The sequence below is a fragment of the Paenibacillus sp. JNU01 genome (assembly GCF_059130585.1).
In genome coordinates this window covers 5069718-5092279 of the sequence record NZ_CP169723.1, presented here as the reverse complement: position 1 = coordinate 5092279, position 22562 = coordinate 5069718, and the positions used below count along the sequence as shown (strand labels likewise).

General features: G+C 45.1%; 22 protein-coding genes and 1 pseudogene. 12 read left to right on the top strand and 11 right to left on the bottom strand.

Annotated elements, in window-relative coordinates; all coding sequences use genetic code 11:
* Nucleotides 1-86: 86 nt before the first annotated feature.
* From NLBNIHML_RS22150 to NLBNIHML_RS22140, 3 genes are all read left to right on the top strand, one after another.
* Nucleotides 87-434, top strand: coding sequence for a winged helix-turn-helix transcriptional regulator (locus NLBNIHML_RS22150; protein WP_339239823.1), 348 nt, complete (start codon nt 87-89; stop codon nt 432-434).
* 155 nt (nt 435-589) lie between these two features.
* A complete protein-coding gene (locus NLBNIHML_RS22145) occupies nt 590-931 on the top strand; it encodes an antibiotic biosynthesis monooxygenase (RefSeq protein WP_339239821.1) in 342 nt (113 codons plus the stop codon).
* Nucleotides 932-999: 68 nt separating this feature from the next.
* Nucleotides 1000-1890 (top strand): SDR family oxidoreductase, encoded by an 891-nt coding sequence (locus NLBNIHML_RS22140; protein ID WP_342571935.1) that lies wholly within the window; start codon nt 1000-1002, stop codon nt 1888-1890.
* A 270-nt stretch (nt 1891-2160) separates the two neighbouring features.
* On the opposite strand, the gene NLBNIHML_RS22135 is transcribed toward NLBNIHML_RS22140, so the two are convergent.
* Nucleotides 2161-3456, bottom strand: a complete 1296-nt coding sequence (locus NLBNIHML_RS22135) for an amino acid permease (protein WP_494354740.1) — start codon at nt 3454-3456, stop codon at nt 2161-2163.
* 470 nt (nt 3457-3926) lie between these two features.
* The gene (locus NLBNIHML_RS22130) at nt 3927-4382 is read right to left on the bottom strand and encodes a GNAT family N-acetyltransferase (protein WP_339259009.1); all 456 of its coding nucleotides are present in this window, start codon (nt 4380-4382) and stop codon (nt 3927-3929) included.
* 180 nt (nt 4383-4562) lie between these two features.
* On the opposite strand from NLBNIHML_RS22130, the gene NLBNIHML_RS22125 reads away from it, so the two are divergent.
* From NLBNIHML_RS22125 to NLBNIHML_RS22115, 3 genes are all read left to right on the top strand, one after another.
* A complete protein-coding gene (locus NLBNIHML_RS22125) occupies nt 4563-5138 on the top strand; it encodes a GNAT family N-acetyltransferase (RefSeq protein WP_494352775.1) in 576 nt (191 codons plus the stop codon).
* Entirely contained in the window at nt 5135-5482 is a 348-nt protein-coding gene (locus NLBNIHML_RS22120) for a DUF1801 domain-containing protein (protein WP_494352774.1), read from the top strand. The genes NLBNIHML_RS22125 and NLBNIHML_RS22120 overlap by 4 nt, the downstream gene beginning before the upstream one ends.
* 85 nt (nt 5483-5567) lie before the next feature.
* A complete protein-coding gene (locus tag NLBNIHML_RS22115) occupies nt 5568-5720 on the top strand; it encodes a hypothetical protein (RefSeq protein WP_494352773.1) in 153 nt (50 codons plus the stop codon).
* Nucleotides 5721-6132: 412 nt separating this feature from the next.
* Here NLBNIHML_RS22115 and NLBNIHML_RS22110 read toward each other — a convergent pair whose 3' ends face one another.
* From NLBNIHML_RS22110 to NLBNIHML_RS22090, 5 genes are all read right to left on the bottom strand, one after another.
* Complete coding sequence (locus tag NLBNIHML_RS22110) at nt 6133-7437, bottom strand: DUF1963 domain-containing protein (RefSeq protein WP_494352772.1); 1305 nt, start codon at nt 7435-7437, stop codon at nt 6133-6135.
* Between the two features lie 149 nt (nt 7438-7586).
* A complete protein-coding gene (locus tag NLBNIHML_RS22105) occupies nt 7587-8762 on the bottom strand; it encodes an alanyl-tRNA editing protein (RefSeq protein ID WP_342571932.1) in 1176 nt (391 codons plus the stop codon).
* A 500-nt stretch (nt 8763-9262) separates the two neighbouring features.
* A complete protein-coding gene (locus NLBNIHML_RS22100) occupies nt 9263-10318 on the bottom strand; it encodes a hypothetical protein (protein ID WP_494352771.1) in 1056 nt (351 codons plus the stop codon).
* 403 nt (nt 10319-10721) lie between these two features.
* Nucleotides 10722-12491: a dihydroxyacetone kinase subunit DhaK gene (gene dhaK / locus NLBNIHML_RS22095; protein WP_494352770.1), complete on the bottom strand. Its 1770-nt coding sequence runs from the start codon at nt 12489-12491 to the stop codon at nt 10722-10724.
* Nucleotides 12491-13633, bottom strand: coding sequence for a glycerol dehydrogenase (locus tag NLBNIHML_RS22090; RefSeq protein ID WP_076333049.1), 1143 nt, complete (start codon nt 13631-13633; stop codon nt 12491-12493). Before NLBNIHML_RS22090 ends, dhaK begins: the two co-directional genes overlap by 1 nt.
* 304 nt (nt 13634-13937) lie before the next feature.
* On the opposite strand from NLBNIHML_RS22090, the gene NLBNIHML_RS22085 reads away from it, so the two are divergent.
* Nucleotides 13938-14972, top strand: a complete 1035-nt coding sequence (locus tag NLBNIHML_RS22085; RefSeq protein WP_339239799.1) for a PocR ligand-binding domain-containing protein — start codon at nt 13938-13940, stop codon at nt 14970-14972.
* A gap of 105 nt (nt 14973-15077) precedes the next feature.
* Nucleotides 15078-16066, top strand: a pseudogene (locus NLBNIHML_RS22080) (aldo/keto reductase family protein).
* Nucleotides 16067-16300: 234 nt separating this feature from the next.
* Here the strand turns inward: NLBNIHML_RS22080 and NLBNIHML_RS22075 are convergent.
* The 4 genes from NLBNIHML_RS22075 to NLBNIHML_RS22060 are packed head-to-tail and all read right to left on the bottom strand — an operon-like array spanning nt 16301 to nt 19737.
* Nucleotides 16301-17188 (bottom strand): LysR family transcriptional regulator, encoded by an 888-nt coding sequence (locus NLBNIHML_RS22075; RefSeq protein ID WP_494352769.1) that lies wholly within the window; start codon nt 17186-17188, stop codon nt 16301-16303.
* Between the two features lie 30 nt (nt 17189-17218).
* Nucleotides 17219-17689, bottom strand: coding sequence for an SMI1/KNR4 family protein (locus NLBNIHML_RS22070; RefSeq protein ID WP_494352768.1), 471 nt, complete (start codon nt 17687-17689; stop codon nt 17219-17221).
* Between the two features lie 32 nt (nt 17690-17721).
* Complete coding sequence (locus NLBNIHML_RS22065; RefSeq protein ID WP_494352767.1) at nt 17722-18822, bottom strand: threonine aldolase family protein; 1101 nt, start codon at nt 18820-18822, stop codon at nt 17722-17724.
* Between the two features lie 54 nt (nt 18823-18876).
* Entirely contained in the window at nt 18877-19737 is an 861-nt protein-coding gene (locus NLBNIHML_RS22060) for a LysR family transcriptional regulator (protein ID WP_494352766.1), read from the bottom strand.
* Between the two features lie 181 nt (nt 19738-19918).
* On the opposite strand from NLBNIHML_RS22060, the gene NLBNIHML_RS22055 reads away from it, so the two are divergent.
* The 4 genes from NLBNIHML_RS22055 to NLBNIHML_RS22040 all read left to right on the top strand — a co-directional run bounded on the left by NLBNIHML_RS22055 (nt 19919) and on the right by NLBNIHML_RS22040 (nt 22483).
* Nucleotides 19919-20908, top strand: a complete 990-nt coding sequence (locus NLBNIHML_RS22055; RefSeq protein WP_494352765.1) for a quinone oxidoreductase family protein — start codon at nt 19919-19921, stop codon at nt 20906-20908.
* Between the two features lie 398 nt (nt 20909-21306).
* On the top strand, nt 21307-21546 hold the full coding sequence (locus NLBNIHML_RS22050) for a bacteriocin immunity protein (RefSeq protein ID WP_494352764.1): 240 nt from the start codon (nt 21307-21309) through the stop codon (nt 21544-21546).
* A complete protein-coding gene (locus tag NLBNIHML_RS22045; RefSeq protein WP_494352763.1) occupies nt 21546-22076 on the top strand; it encodes a HEAT repeat domain-containing protein in 531 nt (176 codons plus the stop codon). Before NLBNIHML_RS22050 ends, NLBNIHML_RS22045 begins: the two co-directional genes overlap by 1 nt.
* Entirely contained in the window at nt 22073-22483 is a 411-nt protein-coding gene (locus tag NLBNIHML_RS22040) for a hypothetical protein (protein ID WP_494352762.1), read from the top strand. Before NLBNIHML_RS22045 ends, NLBNIHML_RS22040 begins: the two co-directional genes overlap by 4 nt.
* Nucleotides 22484-22562: the final 79 nt, after the last annotated feature.

The following is a 22562-nucleotide window of genomic DNA, read 5'->3' as shown; positions in this document are numbered from 1 at the left end:
GTATTAGGAGTGTTGTGTAGGAAGGTTGATTGAATCAACACATGTACTATAATAATCGAAACTAAAAGAGGGATGGTGTTTCTCAATTGAAAACTTTTTATTGTGATCTGGAAATTACCTTGGATGTCATTGGCGGAAAGTGGAGACCTCTTATTCTGTATTATTTATTAAAAGGTCCTAAACGGACCGGTGAATTGAAAAGACTCATGCCAACCATTTCTCAGAAAATGTTAGTCCAGTCATTACGGGAGTTGGAGGGTGATAATCTAGTTATAAGAACAATGTACAATCAGGTACCACCAAAAGTGGAATATTCAATATCAGAAATGGGTATGTCACTTGAACCCACTCTGCGAGCTCTTTGTGAATGGGGTCAGAATTATGCAGAGAAGACATTGAGCAAGGATGAATATCAGAGAATAAATGTAGAATAGAGTAATTTCAAAATCAATTTATGATCTGATTCATCACAATTATCACTTTTTGGTTACTATATAACCAAAAAGTACGTACTATTTTAAAAGTGCTACATGGTACATAATGAGCCTTGTAATATAAAGAAAATAAAAGAATTGAGGAGTGTGTAACGATGTCAACAACCAACAAACAAGTCATTCTCAATATCCGTTTCAAAATTAAGCCCGGTAAGAAAGAAACTTTCCGCGACAATCTATTCGCGATGATTAGCCATTTCAAAAGTGAACCCACTTTTGTTAATGCGATCGTCTCCGATGATCTTGATCATTCTGATGATCTGGTGATCTATGAAATCTGGCAAGGAACAAGAGAAAGTTGGATTCAAGATGAACTTACTAAACCTTATCGTGCTGAGTATGAAGGTGCGCTTACCAACCTCATTGATGATAGAATCGTAAGCTGGCTTGAACCAGTCGGTGAATGGGGTAGTACACTGACGAATGTAAGACGGTAAGTTTTCAAGATGAGCATGTGAAACAAAATATTTTCATGTATTTATAGACGTTCAAAGGAGTTGTAAATATGGGGAAAATACTTATTACTGGAGCAACAGGTAATCTCGGAAGCAGAACGCTAGAACTTCTTCTCAAAAAAGTTCCGTCAAATCAGGTGGCTATATTAGTCCGTAATCCGGAATCTGATAAAGTGGCAAGATTGATTAAAGAAGGTGTGGAAGCCCATCAAGGCGACTATTTTGATTATAACTCTCTTCTACAAGCTTTTGATGGTGTTGAAAAAGTGATGCTCATTTCCGCCGTAGCATTTACCGATCGCAATACACAACATTTCAACGTCATCGCTGCTGCAAAGCAGGCTGGGGTTAAGCAAGTCATCTTCACGTCGATCATACGAAAAGAAAATTCAAATCTAATTTTGCCCGAAGTAACGATGTCAGACTTATTCGCTGAACAAACGCTTAAAGCATCCGGATTAGACTATACAATCCTGCGGAATCCACCGTATCTTGAAGTCATAAATTCGTTCTCTGGAGATGCACTTAAATTTGGAAGTGTGCGAGTACCAAAGGGTTCCGGTAAAGTATCCGCTGCATCTCTGGATGATTTGGCGGCAGCCAACGTAGCCGTTCTCACCGAAAACGGGCACGAAAATAAGTCATATACTCTAAGCGGCAGTGAGGGAAGCTCTTTCGAAGATATCGCTGCAGCCCTCTCGGAGATTAGTGAAATCAATATCCCTTATGAGGCAATTAGCGAAACCGAATATATAGACACTATGGTAGCGAATGGCTTACCTGTTCATATGACTGATTTCTTATTAGGTTGGATGCGGGCAATCAACACTGGAGAATTCTCGGAAACATCTGGAGATCTTGAACGTCTGATTGGCCGAAAACCAATGTCATATAAGGAATTCTTTAAAATCAAATCTCCGTTTTCTAAAGTTGAAGATTGAAAGCTGACATGCACTTAAACAAAAAGGACGAAGCATAATCTAGTACGCTTTGGTGAAATCGCCGCAAAGTACTCCACCCCTTGGGAAAAGCTACCCAAAGATTAGATATATGTCTAATAAGTAGTAGGAATGTATTAATGTCCATTCTAGCAAGCGGTTCTGGTTATAGAACAAAATATATTCGCTCAAAGTGTATAAAATAGGGACTGCTAAAAGCAGCCCCTATTTTACTTATAAAGTTTTCTCATTAATGATGACTACCCGTTCATACTAAACTGTTCGTCCATTCGTCCTCCTGAATCTAATCAGGGACCAGATGATCAGCAACGCAAGCACGGCAAGACAGATGCTAATGCTGAACCGATTACCTTCATCGAACACAAACATCACAGCAATCACACTGAGACATAGTACCACCACTCCGGTGATGTAAGGGAAACCCCAAACTTTGAAGGTCGGTTGAACCGGATATCTCTTCCGCAGTTTTAACTGTGATGAGGCAATACAGATCCACACAAGGATGACCACGAAGCCCGGAACTGCGAGCAATACACGGAACAGTTGATCCTGCGCGAACAGGCCAAGCATGGAACCTCCAAGCAATACAACCGCGCACACCAGCAAGGTATTAACCGGGCTGCCGTTACGATTTGTCTGTGATAATGCCTTCGGAGCTTCACCACCCACTGCCATGGAATGCATCATCCGGGATGCACCGTAGATCCCTGAATTTGCAGCGGACAGAACTGCCGTCACCAAAATAAAGTTCATAATGTGTGCTGCTCCTGGTAGTCCCGTTGAGGCGAGTACCTGTACAAACGGACTGCTTTCCGGCCCAATCTCATTCCATGGGATGAGACCACAGATGATGAGAATCGGCAAGGTGAAGAACAGAATAATTCGAAGCATGAAATTGCCCACGATTTTGGGCATCACTTTTTCTGCATTTTCCGTCTCCGTCAGAGTCAGACCAATCAGCTCCGATCCCCCATAAGAGAACATGACCACAAGCAATGCCGAGAAGATCGATGACCAACCGTTGGGGAAGAACCCGCCTGCTTGTGTATAATTTTGCAGATAAGGGGTGTTATCACTTGGAATAATGCCAAAGATCAACCCTGCACCCAGGAAGATAAAAATGATGATCATGGCAATTTTGATCCCGGCCAGCCAGAACTCAAATTCCCCGAACACACCCACACTTAGCAGATTAACCAGTATAATGAACGCCGCACACGCCAGACTCAGCATCCACAACGGTACTTCTGTAAACCAATACTGCAAAAAGCTCCCGGCGGCTATCACCTCAATAACACATACCGATAACCATAGGAAGCAATACATCCATCCCATAACAAAGGAAACTCGGCTACCGAATGCTTCCTGCACGAAGTCTTTCATATTCTTGTTTTTATACACCGTAGCCATCTCCGCCATCGCGGCCATAACCACCAGCAACAATAATCCGGCAAAAATGTACGTGATAATAACGCCCGGACCTGCGAGTCCGATCGTCTCTGCGCTGCCTTTGAAAATCCCTGTACCAATCACACCGCCCATAGCCATAAAACTGATGTGTCTTGGTTTAAGCTTCTTCTGTAGTGTTCCTTCTGTCTGAGCCAATTCAAATCCTCCTGATGTAAAAAACGTCTGTAATACTGTCTTGTTTCATAGACATAATGTCCAGTATACCCTATTGTCCAGCAATCAGCCCAGAAGTTCCTTATGGCCAATTCATCCCAAGCATATTTGGACATAACCTATGTTTTATACCCCACAATGGCACAAAGCAATCTGTATACAATCTAGGTAAGCACCACAGCAATTATAGGACATAACACCAAGACGGCAAACAGCGGATTCATCTGATCTAGCCACCAATATATCATCCACAGCTCCCTCCACCCTTTTCATAGCATGGTCCATGTTACATCATTGCGTGTATTCTACTCTTTTTCCAACTTTAAAAATGTACGATATGTTGCAAAATAAATAAAAACCAGCAAACAGAATGCTGGTTTCTCATGCGAATCCATTTAGATTGTTTTCGTCATAAATGCGCTGTTCGGGTCCAAAATATAGTCCGCGAATGGTTCGCAATATTCGAATCCGAAATCTTCATACAGCTTCCTTGCCGGGATAAATGAATCCATTGAACCCGTCTCCAGACTAATTCGTTTATAGCCACGTTCTGTGGCAACCTCCATAATGTGAGCCAAAATTTTTCTCGCTACGCCTTTTCTCAAGTGGGCCGAAGCCGTACGCATCGACTTCAATTCTGCATGTTCTGGATCAAGTTCTTTGATGGCCCCGCAGCCCATTAGTTCATCCGCTTCCCATGCACACCAGAATGTAATTTCAGGCTTCTTGAGTCCATCCAGATTCAGCGCATGAATACTTTCCGGAGGCGAATCCGCTGCCATCCCTTGCAAATGCTCTGCGATTAATGCCTTCACTTGTACTCCACTCAAATCATCCACTTTGATCTCCAAAACATATCACTCCTGCTGACATTTTTATTGGTTCTATCACTGAATGCATTTCGATTAATTCATCTTACTACCGTGTTAGGTTTCATGACAAGAGGCCACTTATATGCAATAAAATGTTCTATTGTGATTCACCTATTATTTCCATTATGATGAGGCTATCAGATGCAAAAGGAGAACCCTATGACACTAACAACGGATAACCTGTTTTATAGCATACGATTGAAAATGACACCCCCACGTGCTGAAGATGTGCAGACCATGCTGCAATGGAACGAAGACCCGGAATATCTACGGAATGTGGATACTGATCTTGCCATTCCCTACTCAGAGAAACAGTTGGAAGATGAGGGAGAGACTAAGAACAAGGAAGTGTACTTCAGACTTCGCACGCATGAAGAGGATACGCTGATAGGTTTTGTCGTCATTCATAGTATTGAATGGAACAACCGCTGCGGACAGCTTGCCATTGGCATCGGACTTGCGGAACATCGCAACAAGGGATATGGCACGGAAGCGTTGAATCTTATTTTACGATATGCATTCCACGAGATGAATCTGGACCGGGTTGGTCTCGATGTCATCGCCTACAATGCCAAAGCGATTCGTTCCTATGAGAAGGTTGGTTTTCAATTGGAAGGTCGGGCACGTTCAGCAGTATATCGTGATGGCAAACGTTACGACCGCTTAATGATGGGAATCCTGAGATCAGAATGGGAAACACACAATCAGATCCATACGGAGGGTGAACATGCATGACCAAGAATGTAGAAGTTACTGCGTTTATTGAACAGATTCAGATCCCCTGGCAAGTACAGGTCGCTGAACGATTGCGACAAATGGTGCATGATACCATCCCAGACGTGCAGGAACGCGTGCAATACAAGAAACCTCATTTTTTGAAAAACGGAAGTTACGCTGCGGTCATCTCTCCATCCAAACAAGCCGTATCCTTCACGATCTTTCATGCAACCGGACTTGATCTACCCGATGGCATATTTGAAGGCCCGGAAGAACGCAAAACGATCAAGCTCAAGGAAAAAGATACGCCGGATTATGAGTGGTTGTCTGGTTTGTTAAAGCAGGCATCTGCGGAATTGTAGACGGATGTATTGAACAGGAGCATACGCTCGCAGTAGGAGTAACTTAGGTGTTATTATGCTGGCGGCTAGTGTGGGGCTAGTGTGTATGAGTAGTAATTGCGCGGGCGGTGTGTATGAGGTGAGTTTAGGTTCGGGTTCGGGTTCGGGTTCGGGTTCGGGTTCGGGTTCGGGTTTGGGCCAAGCGCTAACGAATCGGACACACCTTATATCGCTGTTATACAGCCATATGAAATTCTAACGAATCTCAGCAGTCTTATTACAGATAAAACCTCTGATTTGCTTCGAAAACACCTGGCATAAGAAGCAATAACATCGCTACGATTCGTTAGAATTCTACAGTGCTGCAAAATCGCCTAATAAGACGTGCTGGGTTCGTTACATTGTGTGCGTACGACAAAGCTGCCCAAGCACGCAGAAAAACCGCCCATTCTCTCACTGCTGACTAAATAACTAACATAAAAAAAGGCTAATTGGAGCAGATAGCCCCCTTGTATCCTGCGCAGAGCAAGCAAAAAGGCATCGATGAAGTTCAAGAACTTACGGGATGCCTTATATAGTCATAGTATGACTGCAACTGTCCACTCTCTTACAACCGAATCGGTCCTGTAGTACTATAGATGTGTTAATGGCTTATAATCATAGCTTCCACCTCAAGATTGCTGATACGATACGGCGGTCATCTGGCACGGCTCACATATGAACATGTAATACATGCCCTCACCATATTCCTCAACCTCGCCCCAATCCAGTTGTGCGACAGCCTTCATTCTCGCGGAACAGCATGGACATGGTGGATACTCGGCATCCTGAACCCAACCCGGATGGCCCCCGATCTGAGATAGCGATGGCTCCATCCCCCACTCGCTGGCATGGAATGCATGACGCGATGCATTCGCAATCCTAAACTGCCGGCCGACATCCGGTGCAAGTTCACCATAGTCTTCCAGGTCAATCTCATCCATTCCCATAGGCATGACATTATGTGAGCTCCATAACGGTTCCCCGGCTGCGTCCAGTTCCATGTAAACCACGCCATAACTACTGCATATCACGCAAGTCTGGATCTGAAGTCGCTCGGCATGCCAAGACACATCCCGCAGTGCCGGATGCTTAACATCCAGATTAATTAAGGACGTTAATGCACTACCACACCATGGACAACCTTGAGCGCTCGGGGTCAGCATCAATAGCGAATCTCCGGATATTGCCACGTTAGTTGCTTCATTTACTGTTACTTTATAGAGTGAATAACTTGGGGTGGTGAATAATTCTCTGCGCTGCCCGTCATTCGTAAGCTCCCATCCTGCTTCAGTGGTGTAATGCTCAGGTGCCACGTACAATTCGCTCGCCCAGGATGGCGGAGATTGTCTCCATTGCCGGAACTGCTGCACGACAACATCATCCCCGATATGGGCCAGCATGAGCAATATGTGGTTCCGATTCTCATCATCGGTATTCACCTGCTGCAAGAGTCGATCTCGCACTGCTACCGGAGCACTCTTATACAAAATCGCAGGATAATAGATCTCCTGCTCCAGCAGCTCAGGAATTTCGTTGGTCAACGATATATCATGGTAACAAACGAGATATATCAGAATGTCTTTGCCGTTATCTTCATCACCTGTACGAATCCGTTGCATCGCGTAATCCTTCATCTGATCCTGTTGCTCTGCAGACAAGGACAGATATACCTCTTCCTTGGATTTTTCATAGGGCACATAACGAATTAATGGGTCGCGAACCTGAGGTTCATGCATGATTTTCAATACTTCGACCGGGTCTGTGATACCTGCATACACGTTCACGTCACGTCGATTCGCTTCAATGTATCTCTGGCGCTCCTCGCGCTCCATCTCCTGCTTGCAAGGCATGCAAAACCCACCTGTTCTGGCAGCCGTTGTTGGCAAAATGGTGTTTGCACATGCCTCCCGTATACACGGAACTCGTTCTGTCATCTTCCAACCTCCTTCAACGATTGCCAATCGTTCAACTCATGTAACCAGTAACCCATGTCCCTCGATATCCATGGAAAACACGCCACAATGTGACGTGCTTGTCCAACTCATATTGCAATACTGCCTGTTTCGTATCTGCAAAATACAGATCAGTGATGTCCCAACTGGTCCTTGGTGAATTCGTAAAAGGCAAGCGCGTCTTCACTGCTGGCAAAGCCGGCCTGAGCCATTTTCTCACTGCCGCCACCTTTGCCCTGGTAGGCACCAAGATTGCCTTTGAAGAAAGGTCCGCAAGCCCATTCAGGCGGCTGTCCGTTCTGTGCCAGAACAACTTTCGCCTCGGAGATACTGGCAAAGAGTACGAGACCTTCATGGTCTGTCGTCAATTTGGTAGCCAGGCTCTGCATATCCTTGAGCGATTTGTCTTCAAAGACCTGAGCAATCACCAGCCCTTCGCGAGCAGCCAGAAGTTGCTCCGCATAGTAGGCATCATTGGTTGTTTTCACTGCATTCAGCTCAGTTTGCAGCTGTTTTTGCTCCAGTTCCATTTTCTCAATACGCTCCAATAATTCGTCCTTGCTGGTCTTTAATTTAACCATAATGCTATTGAGCACATGTTGAACGGATGTGAATTCATTCAGCGCCCTTGTTCCACATTTGAAATAAATACGGGTACCGCCCTTCACTTTTTCGGTCTTTAACAGTTTGATGATGCCGATTTCACCTGTCGCCGACACATGGGTTCCGCCGCAGGCGTTATACTCCACACCTTCGATCTCGACGATACGAATGTCTTCTGTTACCGTAGGTTGCTTCACCAGCGGCAATTGTGCAGCCTCTTCTGCCGTAACCCAAGACGTGTTGATGCGAGCATTACGATAGATCTGACGATTCACCTCTTGTTCAATGATGGTCAATTGATCCGCTCCCAACTCAGCAGCCACATCAATCGTGTCATACTCCGTACCGAGATGGAAACTGAGCGTCATCGCTTCAGCCACTTTCAACGTCATTGCCGATAACAAATGCTGTCCCGTATGCTGCTGCATATGATCGAATCTTCGCGCCCAATCCAGCTCGCACTGTACCTCGCTCTGTTCAGGAGCACGTTCCAGCTTATGCCATACCTCTCCGTCTTCGATGTTTACATCCAGTACAGCAATGCCGCCAATTTGTCCCACATCACAAGGTTGTCCACCCCCATGCGGGTAAAAAGCAGTCTCCGCCAGCGTGACATATACACCATCTTCCTTGTCTACTTTGCCAGTAATTGTTGTATGCCACTCTCTTGTATAAGCAGAGTCATAATAGATTTTTTGAGTCATTGAATCATCCAGATCCCTTCTCATTCATATAGATACCACTTTTGTTGCCCGTTTGACATATCGCATTACGCATCATTAGAACCCTTATATCTGCTCTCAAGCTTACACTATTTAACATTATCAAGCCAATAACACTAGAGTAACAGTGAGATACAGTTCATAAGCCTATTCAGCATGCTGAGCGTTGTCCTATCCATTGTCTAGGGAAGTGCAGTATTAGGATTGGAAGCGGGCTATACTCGGTTTATTAAACATGGTTATGTATGGGGTATTCAAGCGTGCAGAGAACAGGACATTCGGAAGGAAATTGGATGCTCATTAGTTGATACGAAGGGGAGCTAAGTCCGCTTTCTCTGACTCCCCCTTTAGTTGTAGCTAATAAATCGCTAGCTGTGTATTGTCTACATTAAACATTAAATCAGACAACTTTTTTTAAGGTTTATGGCTATACTTTACACGCATCATAGATTCCTATACCTCATACTGCACCTCTGTATACATTATAGATAATAATGACTCAGGAGCTTTTCATCGATCTCCACACTTTCCAACTTTGAAATTAAGTCGCTTAATGCATTCTCTTCTATAGTCTTGATTTTTTTCAGTTTTTCAATGATAGAAGTTATACTGGTGGCGTTCTCATTTTTGTTATATATTATAGCCAAATTTCTTAAAATTTTTGAATCCGATTCGATTTCAGAATATATTTTTATAAGCTCGTCAGCATCGTCCAAATAATGATGTTCTTTCAAATAATCTAATCTATCCAACATCACACGCTTATGCTCCCACATGGTATGAAAGATTCGTATATCAATCTTTTCCTTTGATGTACTAACTTGATCACTTAAATATTGAACAATATGATCATAGATGGATAATCCAAAGATCCAATTAGAAGGAGTGCTCATAGAACGATAATGATAAGATGAATTGAGACTAAACCTTAGCTCCTTCAAAGATCTAATAATCAATTTTAGATCAAAATGATAATTATGCTCTGGGTTATACGATAATAAACATACATATTCTCTATTTTTTGTTTTATCACAATGGTTAAAAGCGACTAGAAACTCTTCAAAGCCTACCTCATATTCTCCGAATATAACATCTGAATTATAGCCTGATACATAAAATTTTAATGTCTCTTTGTTATAACCGAAAATTAACATTTCATGCGGCAAAGCATATTTTTTATACGCCTTTTTATGGGCAATATAACTTTCATCCACATACAAATGAATATATTGATTTTGATCAATAGAATCACAAATAAAGCTGATGATGCCCCCCATATATTTTTCCAAAAAGTGTTGGTTGATCTTTTGATAGTTAATGAGAGGACAACTCATAAAGAAATCATACCAAGGCAAGTTAGATGTATAAAACGAAAAGAATTTCCCTTCTGGAAAGTTTCCAGCACAAATCAATTGAATATAATTACTGTAAAACCAAGCCTCCGATTGTTTATGCTGCATTACAATTGAGAGTGGATAGGCATTACATAGGTAACCATGTACAGAAGGTCTTATCAGTGGCAGTTTTATATCGCTCATAACTTCTACCTCCGTATCATTTTTTATCAAAAACTATAGACCAAATCCAAACGCCCCTTATAAGCATTCTAAGCTTCTTCCGTCAGATACGGATGTGAGAAATCTGATCGCTTGTGCAGACTCCATACTCCTATAAGTATATGAATTATCACCTGTAATTTCCAGATAGAGTTTATTATAGAAGTTTTCAATAAGCTCATTTAGGTTGACTATGTACTCTTTACAACGGAGGAGCTGTCTCAAAAGGAATTCACCCTCGCTCCAATTGCTAACGAACCCAACACAGGTTCATTACCACAAAAAAACACAGCAAAGAGGATGTCCCCCGTCATATTCATGACTTATGGACATCCTCTTCGTAGAAACACTCTATAATTTTACAGTTGCGAGTTTGCCGACAGCTTTACTTCATCGACTCGGACAGCTCTGTGAATATAACACCCAGCGCATACGCGCCAGCATCTGGGTACCCCAGACTGCGATCGCCGACAGTACCTGCGCGGCCCATACGTGCCACGATATCTTCGGTTTTCTTCGCACCTTCAACAGCTGCTGCTGCACCTTTGGCAAATGCAGTTTTGAAGTCATCACCAGACTTCGCACTTTGCGTCCAGGAATCGGCACATGGAACGAGTGCATCGATCAAGGTTTTGTCGCCTACAACGGCACCTCGTCCGAAGGAACGCTCTCCAGTAGACTGAATCCCTTGCACGGCTGCATGCATCATCTCAGCAAATTCAGCAACATTTAATTGCTGTTTATCCCCTACAGCTTTGCCAGCCGCACGGAATGCCGAACCCCAGATTGGGCCGGATGCGCCGCCACAATATTCCATGATGACCAAGGAACATGCATCCAGGAACGATCCGATGTCTTTTTTATCTTCGTTAATGATGTGATTCCATTCGCGTTTCAACTGGCGGAAGCCTTTGGCCACACTCATACCGAAATCGCCATCACCGGCATGTGAATCCAGTTCACAGAACGGCACTTCGTTCTTGATGATGATCTCACCCATTTTATCGATCAGATAGACGACATTGTCCAGTGAAAATTGATTGCCTTCGATTACCGCAGCAGATGCATCCGTCTCCACTTCATAAGATACGGGAGCGTCTTCACCAACAACCGCTTCCAACGCTTCGGAATACGCCACTTGTGCCACTGGAGGACCGGATACTTTAAACGCAGGAGTATCACTTTCCTTGAACAACAGCGTTTTCAGTTCATCATCCAGTTTCAGAATCGTAACCGATGCCCCTGCCATATCGATACTTGTCATGTAATTGCCTACAAACGTAGTCGCAACCTTTAGACCTGCATGTCCTGCAAGCTCACGTTGAACGGAATTGTTGAGCAGGTACAGTTCTTGCAGTGGCGTTGCACCAAAACCATTCACGAGTACCGCAATCTCAGCGGATGCATCCTTATCCAGCTTCATGTCTGCGAGCAACGCTTCAACCATACGTCCTGCCAATTCATCCGCAGATACGATTTTTTCACGACGGATACCTGGCTCACCATGGATACCTACGCCGAATTCCATCTCATCTTCAGCAATTTCGAATGTAGGCGTGCCTTTGGCTGGCACGGTACAGGATGTGAATCCAAAACCAATACTGCGAACATTCTGAGCTGCTTTCTCAGCAACCAATTTCACATCTGCCAGGCTGCGGCCTTCTTCGGCTGCTGCTCCGGCAATCTTGTGAACCAGTACAGTTCCCGCAACACCGCGGCGTCCTACCGTGTACAAGCTGTCTTGCACAGCGATGTCATCCTCAACACGAACATACTGTACGTCAATACCATCTTCTTCAGCCAGATGCGCTGCATTCTTGAAGTTCATCATGTCACCACTGTAGTTTTTGATGATCAAGAGTGTACCCTTGTTGCTGGCGGTTGCCTTAATCGCTTGATACACCTGGATTTGAGAAGGAGATGCGAATACATCTCCACATACCGCTGCATCCAGCATCCCTTTACCGACATAACCAGCGTGAGCCGGTTCATGTCCGCTGCCGCCACCACTGATCAGGCTGACTTTATCGGCCTGAATCTCTCTGCGTTTGATGACTTTATATTTTTTCAGAAATTCAAGCTCCGGGTGTGCAAGCGCAATCCCGTTACACATTTCCATAACAACATGTTCAGCTTGGTTAATGATTTTTTTCATTATTTTGCCTCCCGGCGTGCTGCTTTGTACTCACGACCCATTCGGTCAGCCGCAGCAATGGCAGCAGCCACTTCAGGAACGGTGATTGGGAATGGCATCGCGTGAATGGATTCTTCCGGAATACAAGCGATCTCTGCCACTTTCAACAGCTCTTCCTGACTAATTGTATCTACACCGATATCCGCCAAGCTGATCGGCAGTCCTACTTCGAGACAGAAGTCCATGACTTCATGCAGCTCTTCGGTTGGTGCATTTTCAAGCACGAGTTGTGCAATCGTACCGAAAGATACTTTTTCCCCGTGGAAGAAGTGATGTGTTCCCTCCAGAACAGTCAAACCATTGTGGATCGCATGTGCTGCAGCCAGACCGCCACTTTCAAATCCAAGGCCAGACAACAAAATATTCGTCTCAACAATGTTTTCCAGCGCTTGGGTCACGACGTTGCTGTCACTTGCTACCTTGGCTTTGGCACCGTCAGTCAGCAGCATTTCATAACACAGTTTTGCCAAGGCAAGTGCCGCATTGGTACCTACTGCGGATGGTGTATATCCTTCACGAGAACCCATTGGCAAACTTGCGTTTACACGGGAATAGGATTTCGCTGTTGCTCTTGCTTCGAAGTATGTAGAGAGCGCATCTCCCATACCGGATACGAGGAAACGTGTTGGTGCATTGGCAATTACGGTTGTATCAACGAGAACCACACTTGGGCTTTGTTTGAAGTAAGCATAGTCATCGAAAGAACCATCCGGTGTGTACAATACAGCGGAGTGACTTGTCGGTGCGTCTGTTGCCGCAATCGTTGGGCAGATGATCAATGCTTCGCCTTCAGCTACACATTTGGCCGCATCAATGGCTTTACCGCCACCAAGACCGATCGTAGAGTCACATCCTTTTTCCTTCGCGATCGCTTGCAGACGAGCAACTTCCTCACGGGAACATTCCCCTTTAAAACCGCTTTCAACAAATGTAATATTGAATTTCTCAGCTGTTGCATCAAGCTTTGCTTTGACACGCTGTACATCATCCGGATGTGCGATCAGCAAGGCAGATTCTCCAAAGGATTTCACAAAGTACCCCAGGTTCAACAATTCGTCTTCGCCTTGTACATATTTGGTTGGGCTGATAAATGCTTTTCTCATATTAATATAGCCTCCTAAAGGATATGGAATGGTGTAGTGAATACATTAAATTTTAATCTCTTGCAATTGACCTTAATATAACGCATAGCCAGCAGGTTTACAGTGGACTTTGATAACAAATTATTATAACTTACAATCGTAATTTTTTGCTTTTTGGTGCAATCATGGTATGTTATTGTCATGAGATGGTTGAATTTTGACCTCCCATCATACATTACCCGTCATCATTACATCTTAATATGTACAACTTGCTAACTTTTAACGGCCTAAATCATGAATTAGGTTAGATATGGAGGTTGCACCAATGATCAAAGAATATCTGCATATCAATAAAATTTTGGACCTTAATAAATGGAAGCGTCTACAAGATTCTCTTGCAACAGTAACCAAACTGGCGATCCTCACCGTTGATTATAAAGGCATTCCTGTAACCAGTCATAGCAGCTGTCAGGCCTTCTGCCAGAACGTACGCAAAGACCCCGAGCTGCTCCCCTACTGCCAAAAATGTGATTCACGCGGCGGCCTGGAAGCCGTTCGGTTGAATGAGCCTTATGTGTATTTATGCCATTTCAATATTATAGATATCGCGATTCCGATCACAATCGATGGCAAATATATCGGCGCCGTCATGGCAGGACAAGTGAAACTCGCCGATCCCGAGAAAGGTAGCGACTTGGAGCAAATTGTCACGTCCAAAAACGTCCCCATGCATGCAGCGAAGCTGGAGGAACTAAAGGATGATTACGCCCAGCTGCCTGTGATGACCTATGAAGAGATTGTGAAAATCTCCAACATGTTATCCCTGCTCTGCAACTACATTGTGGAGGAAGCGCTCAACAAAAATTTATTAGTTGAAATGTTCGAGAAAGCTTCAGGCAATCAGGAGTCTCTGAACCTCTCCACCATTCTGCCGGGTTACTCCATTCGTAATATCGAGTCGATCAAAAAAGAGATGACCAATGCGATTGCGGATGCCTATCTCAAGAACAGCCCAAGTGATGCGGAAAGCTCCAGTCCGGTGCTTCAGCCTGCTTTTGAATACATTCATAGTCACAAAAGCGAACAGGTTTCGCTCAAACAAATGGCTGATCTGTGCCACCTGAGTCCGAGTTATTTCAGCAGATTGTTTGCCAAGGAAACGGGTGAGAACTTCACAACCTACCTGGCAAAACTCAAGATTAAGTGGGCCAAGCAATTGCTGGAGGTCACCGACATGCCTGTCTCACAGATCAGTGATGAGCTGGGATTCAATGAATCGGGATATTTTATCAAAATATTCAAAAAGTTCGAGGAAATTACGCCTGCCCTCTATCGTAAATACATACAGGAGAACATGTAGGTGCACTGATATCTTTTTCATATCAAAGATGGGGGTAAAAGATATTTCACCTATTAATCTGCCATTGCTACAATGGAGTCCAGATCACATAGGGAGGCGGCATGGATGGAGTATCGCAAGTTAGGAAACAGTGGATTAACCGTCAGTGAGATTTCACTGGGGAATTGGATTACGCATGGAGCCCAAGTACATGATGGAATAGCAGAAGCTTGTGTAAGCGCCGCTTTGGATGCAGGCATTACCACATTTGATACGGCAGACGTGTACTCGAATACGAAGGCAGAAACCGTCTTGGGACAGGCTCTTAAGGATATACGAAGAGAAAGTATTGAACTATGCACCAAAGTCTGTCACCCAACCGGCACAGGTCATAATGACCGCGGACTTTCACGTAAACACATCATGGAAGCATGCAATGGTTCATTACGGCGGCTACAGACTGATTATATCGATGTCTATTATGCTCACCGTTATGATTACAGCACGCCGCTGGAAGAGACGTTTCTGGCATTCTCCGACCTGGTGCGTCAGGGCAAGGTTCACTACATCGGGGTGAGTGAATGGAACGCGGATCAGATTGCAAGAGGAGCGCTTTGGCGCGGGAACTTCATGTACCCTTCATTGCAAGTCAGCCCCAATATTCAATGTTATGGCGTGTGATTGAGCAAAAAGTGGTACCTGCAAGCGACCAGGCAGGACTGGGACAGATTACATGGTCTCCTCTGGCTCAGGGTATACTATCAGGCAAATATGTGCCTAACGAAGCGTTGCCCGCCGGATCACGTGCAGCTGGGGAGGCAAGTGCACCCTTTTTCAATAAACTGGCTGGTCAGTGGCTACGCGAAGATGTTTTTACCGCTGTGCAACAGCTTGTTCCGCTCGCTAAAGAGATTGGTCTAACTCTTCCTCAACTCGCTGTGGCTTGGGTTCTCCAGCATTCGTATGTCAGTTCCGTCATTATCGGTGCATCTAGGCCGGAGCAGGTATTGGAAAATGTAAAAGCCTCCGGTGTGAAACTGGACTCTGCGATCATGACTCGTATTGATAAAATACTGAATCCTTGGATTGAGCGTGATCCAACCAAGACGGGATAGTTTCTTTTTTCACTACTCACAACATACTAAGTTGAACTAATCATTTACACGAAAACGGAGAGGACAAAAAAACCTGAAAAAGCGGAGCTAAAAGCTTTCTGCAAGAAAGCTACTTCGGAAGCATACACTTCGCCTTTAGCACCAGATTTCCCCTTGAGAAAGGGATCGAAAAAATCTGGGGATAACAGCGATTGGAAGGTTGTTCTGTCATCGCAGTGTAAGTGTAAATAACCTTTAGTGCAACTCATATTCCCGCTCAACAATGTCCATAAAACGGGATACCACTTCCTGATTCATATCCGTCCGCCATGCCGTATACAACGGTACGGAGGGCGGATTTTCTTGTAATGGAAGAAAGACCACACCCTTTCGCTGGAACACATCCACCGAGGAGGGAACAATGGAAATCCCCATGCCCGCTGCAACTAGATTTACAATCGTATACATCTGGATCGCTTCCTGCGTAATTCGTGGATTTACACCATGTGCTCTACAATAGTCCAGAACCATTCGATGAAATGGGGAGCCAAGATGCCGTGGGAATAAAATAAAATCTTCATCCGCCAGTTCCCGAATCGAAACTTGAGTCTGGGCTGCCATGGAGTGATGATCAGGCAACACGGCGAGCAACGTTTCCTCCTGACAGGGGCGGAAGGAAACATGCCGGGTATCTTCCTGATACCGCAAAAATCCAATATGGATCTGTCCGTCTTCCAATGCCTGTAATTGTTGGGATGAAGTCATCTCATGTAATGTCAATTCAATCTGCGGATATGCAGTGCGAAACTTTCTAAGCACCTCCACCATGATCCCGCCCGAAGCGGAGTCCACGAAGGCCACGGATATATGTCCAATGATACCTTGATCAGCCTTTTGTGTAAGCTGAATGGATCGATCAAGTTGGGCCATGATGAGTCTGGCCTGTTCCAGAAAGATGGCACCCGCTGGCGTCAAACGAACCATTTTTCTCGTGCGCTCCAATAACTTTACGCCAAGCTCTTCCTCCAGATTTTGAATCTGCTGGCTCAAAGGTGGCTGCGTCATGTTTAATTTTTCCGCTGCACGGTGAAAATGAAGCTCCTCCGCCACGGTTATAAAATATCTTAACTTACGAATATCCATAGGTCTGTTGCGCTTCCTTCCGTCTCCCTGTTAATTCATCTGTTCCTGTACCCAGATCGCGGACTCCGTCAGCTGCGTCATTAAGTCATTAAAGTCTGCTGCAATCTCTCGAATTGGCGTATCTCCTGCATCGTGGATCAACATCAGGATCTTGCCCGAGGTCTGATCGAGCATAGCCATACTTCCTTCGCCAAATCCACCAATCGGGAACGGATTGAGATCATCTGACAGGTGGTACTCTTTCTTAACTTCACGATAGACTTCCAGAAACTCGGGATATGCCCAATCCAGTTCTTTGGCTGAATACAAGGCTGGATCGCCGAAATTACATGCTCCGAATTCGAGCAGAAGTGCACGGTACGCTGCGGGCAGTTTTACGTTATACTTCTGCTCAATATCCTCAATGCTCTGTTGCGTTTCCGGCGCGCACCCTTCTCCCATTGTCGTATCGTAAGCTTTCACCAAAAGATCACGAATCGGTTCCAATTCGATCGACTTCACTTGGACTCCTCCTTTACACTAGAATCCTCTTGTTATCTCACCTGTGTACGCAATTCTTGATCCAGCCATTCCAGTGCTGCACGCAGCTTATCTTGGGGAAGTTTCTCATAACGATCCCCCGTGGACAATTCAAAAGCACAGCTGTTCGCACTTGTTTTGTTCAGATATGAAGTCATTCCTATGCCATATCGCTGAGCCATTTGCACAAGAAGGGGTTCAACTTCGTCAGCAGCGAGCGCAAAGTGCACATGGAACATATTGGATACCGGGACCTCAGGCAAGGTATGTATCCCGTGACACGCATTCAATAGAGATGCCAGTTCTTTAGCCTGCTCATAATAAAGCTCCATTTTGCCAATCCGTTCATTGAAATAATACTGGGAACTCAGAATATACGGATACAGGCCAATCAGATCACCGCCGTGCCGCCGTTTCCATACTTTCGACTCTTGCATCACATCCGTGTCCCCGGCCAATATGGCCCCCGCAATGCCCCCGATCCCTTTGTAAAAGGACACATACACCGTATCAAACAGACTGCAAATCTCCGCAGGCGTTTTCTCGTAATAGGGAGTAATCTCAAACAGGCGTGCCCCGTCCAGATGCAGCTTAATTCCGCGTTCACGGCAATAGGCCGAGATCGCTTCGAGTTCTTCATACGCTGGCAATTGCCCGCCAATCTCGCGTTGTGGCAGTTCCAAGAGCAGGCAGGCAATGTCCTGATCAAGCGCTTGTACATCTTGCAAACGAATCAGCCGATCCTTGTCCGCCAGCAAAATCGATTCAATCTGATGCAACTCTTTCAATCCATCTTCTTCATGGATTTCCAGATGGCATAGAGGGTGATAGGCTACTCGTTTTATCCCTTTGCGATCACACCAGATCCGTAATGCAATCTGCTGCGCCATCGTTCCGCTTGGGAAGAATACCGCCGATTCCTTGCCGAGAATGTCAGCCATCTGTTGCTGAAATTCTTCAATGATCGGGCCGTTTCCGTAGTGATCACTGAAGGTCTCCCCATCCATCTGGTCCAGTACGTTCTGAAGCACCTTCACCTTGCGACTGCCATGACCGCCCACAATAAATTCTACCTGATTAAATGCATCAGCCAATGTTAACGTAGTATCCTCCAAAGTCATTCACTCCTTTAATAATGCGTGTTCAAAAGCTTACTTTTTCAATAACCGCTATAGTTCTGGTTCTGTAATGATCTGTACCAGAGCGCTTAGCGCACTTGATATATGTTCACCACGGGAATACACAAATCCTACTTCCAACCGGCAATAGGGATCTGGCAAAGACATCACCGCGATCTCACCTCTTAATTCTGCTTTGGTAACTGAAGATCGTGGCATCAATGATACACCGAGCCCGGCAGATACCCCATTCAGAATCGTGTCCAGTGTTCCATATTCCATAATGCTCAGTGAGTGGATACCCTGATCTTGCAGAAAGGATTCCGCCTGAGTGCGATGTGTGCAGCCGATCTCAAAAAACAACATTGGCTTGGATAATAACTCGTGTATCTCATGCACTCCAGGTTGAGCGATCAACACCAATTCCTCGTCATACATCTTCATATAGTTCAGATCAGGATGATCGATTGGGCCATATATTAACGTCCCATGCAATTCATGTTGGATCACCTTCTGATTCAGCTCATGGGTCCCACCCGTGACAAGCGAGTGTTGTACCTCCGGGTAGCATGAGCTGTATTCAGCCAGGAGCGGCGTGAGGAAAGTGGAAGCTGCTGTCTCAATGGCACCCAGACGAAGCATGCCGGAAGGCGGATTTCCCACTTGTGTGGCCTGCTCTGCTTCATATAATAATTGCAAAATTCGATCCGCATACACAAGCAGATTCTCGCCCGCTGGTGTAAGAGACATCCCCCGATTGGAACGATGAAACAGCGGAACCTGTAGCTGTGTCTCCAACTGTTTGATTCGTGTGGTCACATTGGATTGTACATAATTGAGTGCGAGTGCAGCCTTACTGATACTACCTTCGCGGGCAACCGCCTGAAATATTTTTAAATCACCTGCATCCATACCCTGATCACCTGCTCGTCGTTTATATCGGCATTCTACATCATCGATTCATGCAAAGTGCTTATCTATTATTTTCAATGATACTGACCATCATTTTTGTTCATTTTACGTGAATCTGCACCATCTGTACAATGAGGCTCAGTAGTGAAATCCGATTATATCGACAGGAGGAATATTGAATATGAAAGCTATCGTACATTCAGGCCAGAGCGGCCTTGCAGGTCTTCAATATACAGAGTCAACATCTCGGGTACCCGAAGCCGGGGAAGTGCAGATTCAATTAAAATCCGCTGGTATCAACCATCGGGATCTATTTGTCATGGCAGGACGCAGTACTCAGGACACCCCGCTCATTCCCGGTTCCGATGGAGCAGGTATTATATTTGGGATTGGCGAAGGAGTAAGTGGACTCGCGATAGGGGATGAAGTCATTATCCATCCTACGCTCGGTTGGGAAGTTGCGAATAACGTACCCATCGTGCCCGATATTGTTGGTGGTCCGACGGATGGAACACTGGCTCAATATATAACGTTGCCTGCTGAAAATGCCCTGCCTAAACCAGTCCACCTATCTTGGGAGGAAGCAGGCGTGTTACCCCTCTCAGCGCTGACGGCCTATCGCGCCTTATTTACTCGCGGCGTATTAAAGCAAGGTGAACATGTGCTCATTCCCGGTATTGGTGGTGGTGTGGCGACCTATGCCCTGCTCATGGCTGTCGCTGCCGGCGCGAAGGTGACTGTCACCTCCAGAAGTGAAGCCAAAAGAAATGAGGCACTGCGCTTGGGTGCTACCCATGCACTGGATAGTCATGCCGATTGGAATTTGCAGAACGATTTGGAACCTGTGGACATGATCTTGGATAGCATCGGACAAGCCATGTTCCCAAAATATTTTGATATAATTAGACCAGGTGCACGTATCGTGATGTATGGTGCAAGCTCGGGGGATGATCTGACCCTACCCATTCGCTCTATCTTCTTCCCGCAGATCAGTCTAATCGGCACCTCTATGGGCAGCCGTGAGGAGTTTGTGCAGATGCTGCAATGGGTGGAACAGCATGATATACATCCTGTGATCGATAGCGTATATCCGTTGCAGGACGTAGCGAAAGCGTTCGAACGTATGGAAAATGGCGAGCAGTTTGGTAATCTGGCTATACGTATGGAGTGAAATCTATTTTGAGATGGGCCTTCATGATTTGTTAAAATATTGATTTACGATAATGGGGTGAATCCATTTGACCCGTCTCGCTAAACGTATACTAATTTTTCTGGTCGCTATTATGCTTTTGGCCCAAATTCCTGTGTTAAAAGAAACTTTAGCCCGTGGAGTTACTGCGCTATATGTGAAGATAAAGTATCCAGAACATTCCTTTCAATTCAAAGACTTCATATACGAGTCTCATTTCGGGAACTATATCATTTCTTATACTGATCAAGATGAACAACGTATTAGTCTGATGCTTGAGCCCAAATTTTTACCGGTGATCATTATATATGATCCATTGAATGAGCCCATGAAAGACTAGTTGCTTCACGATATTAATCATTCAGGAGGTGTAAATACATATGGACAATCGTTCGCATCTGATAGAATTGGTTCGCAAACTAATGGACGCCGAAGGAACCGAAGCCGAGTTGGATGACATGTTGACGGAGCTGCAACAACAGGTGCCTCACGCTGAGATCAGTAACCTGATTTACTGGGGTGATCGAGACCTGACGCCAGAACAGATTGTAGAGGAGGCGTTGGCAGCTCGTCCGATCATTCTTCCGCCCCCATCTTCATATTCTTCAGGAGGTGAATAATGCAGATGTCTGATATGAATCATTTCAATCATAACAACAATGAACACCCTGATTTTAACGAAATCAGTGGTGAAGAGAAAATTCAGGCACTTCGTGATCTGATCGAACTAACCGATAGCGAACTTACACATCAAGTTCTATCTATCGGTATGGATACACATGAAGAGGATCTCATCCGTATCGAAGCATGGCGAGCTTTGGGCATGGCAGAGTCTTCCTCACTTTTGGATGAAATTCGTCATGCTGCCGCACAACTTGTTCGTGACTCGGAAGAAGATGAGGATGTACAGATTTATGCGTTACAGACTCTGGCCTTGTTACCTGCTACGGAAGCTGAGATTACGTTGGCCCAGGATGTATTGTCGGGGAATGCCTACATTTTACTTCAAGGTGCAGCTTTTGCTATTCTTACTGCTCACAAACATGTTCCGGGCGCAGTCCTTGCACTAAAATCTCTTCAATCTCATCCGCATTTCGGCGCTTCCGCCAAGCGAGAACTGCATTCCATAACAGGAAGTGATGATTTATGAATCAGGACCATGAACCATTTTCACCGGGAACACCAGGAGCATCAGAAGAAGCAGAAGAAACAGAAGTATCAGGAGAGCATGCTACGCAGGCTGTTTACCTCACCCAAGGTGAAATCAACGCCCTACAGAAAGCTATTCTGTTCCTCAAGTTTGAATCTGAAGAGACGGCCTCCTTGCTCTATGCAGGCAGTCCGCTACTGAACAGGGTGTTGGAAAAGGTACGGGATGTCAGCTCATTTGGTGAGTACGCCAAAGAACTTCACTCTCGTCCAAACGAATATGCGGAGCGTTTTATGCGCGCCAAGGTGGAGCGTTCCTATGCAGAAGAATTGGCACCGCGTGAACGAACAGAGGAGCAGAAGATTGAGATCCTAAGATCCTGTATGTATCCGTATCCGGTTAAATGAAAAAATCCTCCATACTCTCTTTCAGAGCGTGGAGGATTTTCATTTCGTTATTAGGACGTACCCTCTGTTAAACTGAACG

Coding starts and splice junctions, on each gene's coding strand:
- NLBNIHML_RS22145 (WP_339239821.1), top strand. CDS start 590: ATGTCAACAACCAACAAACAAGTCATTCTCAATATCCGTTTCAAAATT.
- NLBNIHML_RS22140 (WP_342571935.1), top strand. CDS start 1,000: ATGGGGAAAATACTTATTACTGGAGCAACAGGTAATCTCGGAAGCAGA.
- NLBNIHML_RS22135 (WP_494354740.1), bottom strand. CDS start 3,456: ATGGCTATGGGCGGTGTGATTGGTACAGGGATTTTCAAAGGCAGCGCA.
- NLBNIHML_RS22125 (WP_494352775.1), top strand. CDS start 4,563: ATGACACTAACAACGGATAACCTGTTTTATAGCATACGATTGAAAATG.
- NLBNIHML_RS22120 (WP_494352774.1), top strand. CDS start 5,135: ATGACCAAGAATGTAGAAGTTACTGCGTTTATTGAACAGATTCAGATC.
- NLBNIHML_RS22115 (WP_494352773.1), top strand. CDS start 5,568: ATGAGTAGTAATTGCGCGGGCGGTGTGTATGAGGTGAGTTTAGGTTCG.
- NLBNIHML_RS22110 (WP_494352772.1), bottom strand. CDS start 7,437: ATGACAGAACGAGTTCCGTGTATACGGGAGGCATGTGCAAACACCATT.
- NLBNIHML_RS22105 (WP_342571932.1), bottom strand. CDS start 8,762: ATGACTCAAAAAATCTATTATGACTCTGCTTATACAAGAGAGTGGCAT.
- NLBNIHML_RS22100 (WP_494352771.1), bottom strand. CDS start 10,318: ATGAGCGATATAAAACTGCCACTGATAAGACCTTCTGTACATGGTTAC.
- dhaK (WP_494352770.1), bottom strand. CDS start 12,491: ATGAAAAAAATCATTAACCAAGCTGAACATGTTGTTATGGAAATGTGT.
- NLBNIHML_RS22090 (WP_076333049.1), bottom strand. CDS start 13,633: ATGAGAAAAGCATTTATCAGCCCAACCAAATATGTACAAGGCGAAGAC.
- NLBNIHML_RS22085 (WP_339239799.1), top strand. CDS start 13,938: ATGATCAAAGAATATCTGCATATCAATAAAATTTTGGACCTTAATAAA.
- NLBNIHML_RS22075 (WP_494352769.1), bottom strand. CDS start 17,188: ATGGATATTCGTAAGTTAAGATATTTTATAACCGTGGCGGAGGAGCTT.
- NLBNIHML_RS22060 (WP_494352766.1), bottom strand. CDS start 19,737: ATGGATGCAGGTGATTTAAAAATATTTCAGGCGGTTGCCCGCGAAGGT.
- NLBNIHML_RS22055 (WP_494352765.1), top strand. CDS start 19,919: ATGAAAGCTATCGTACATTCAGGCCAGAGCGGCCTTGCAGGTCTTCAA.
- NLBNIHML_RS22050 (WP_494352764.1), top strand. CDS start 21,307: ATGGACAATCGTTCGCATCTGATAGAATTGGTTCGCAAACTAATGGAC.
- NLBNIHML_RS22045 (WP_494352763.1), top strand. CDS start 21,546: ATGCAGATGTCTGATATGAATCATTTCAATCATAACAACAATGAACAC.
- NLBNIHML_RS22040 (WP_494352762.1), top strand. CDS start 22,073: ATGAATCAGGACCATGAACCATTTTCACCGGGAACACCAGGAGCATCA.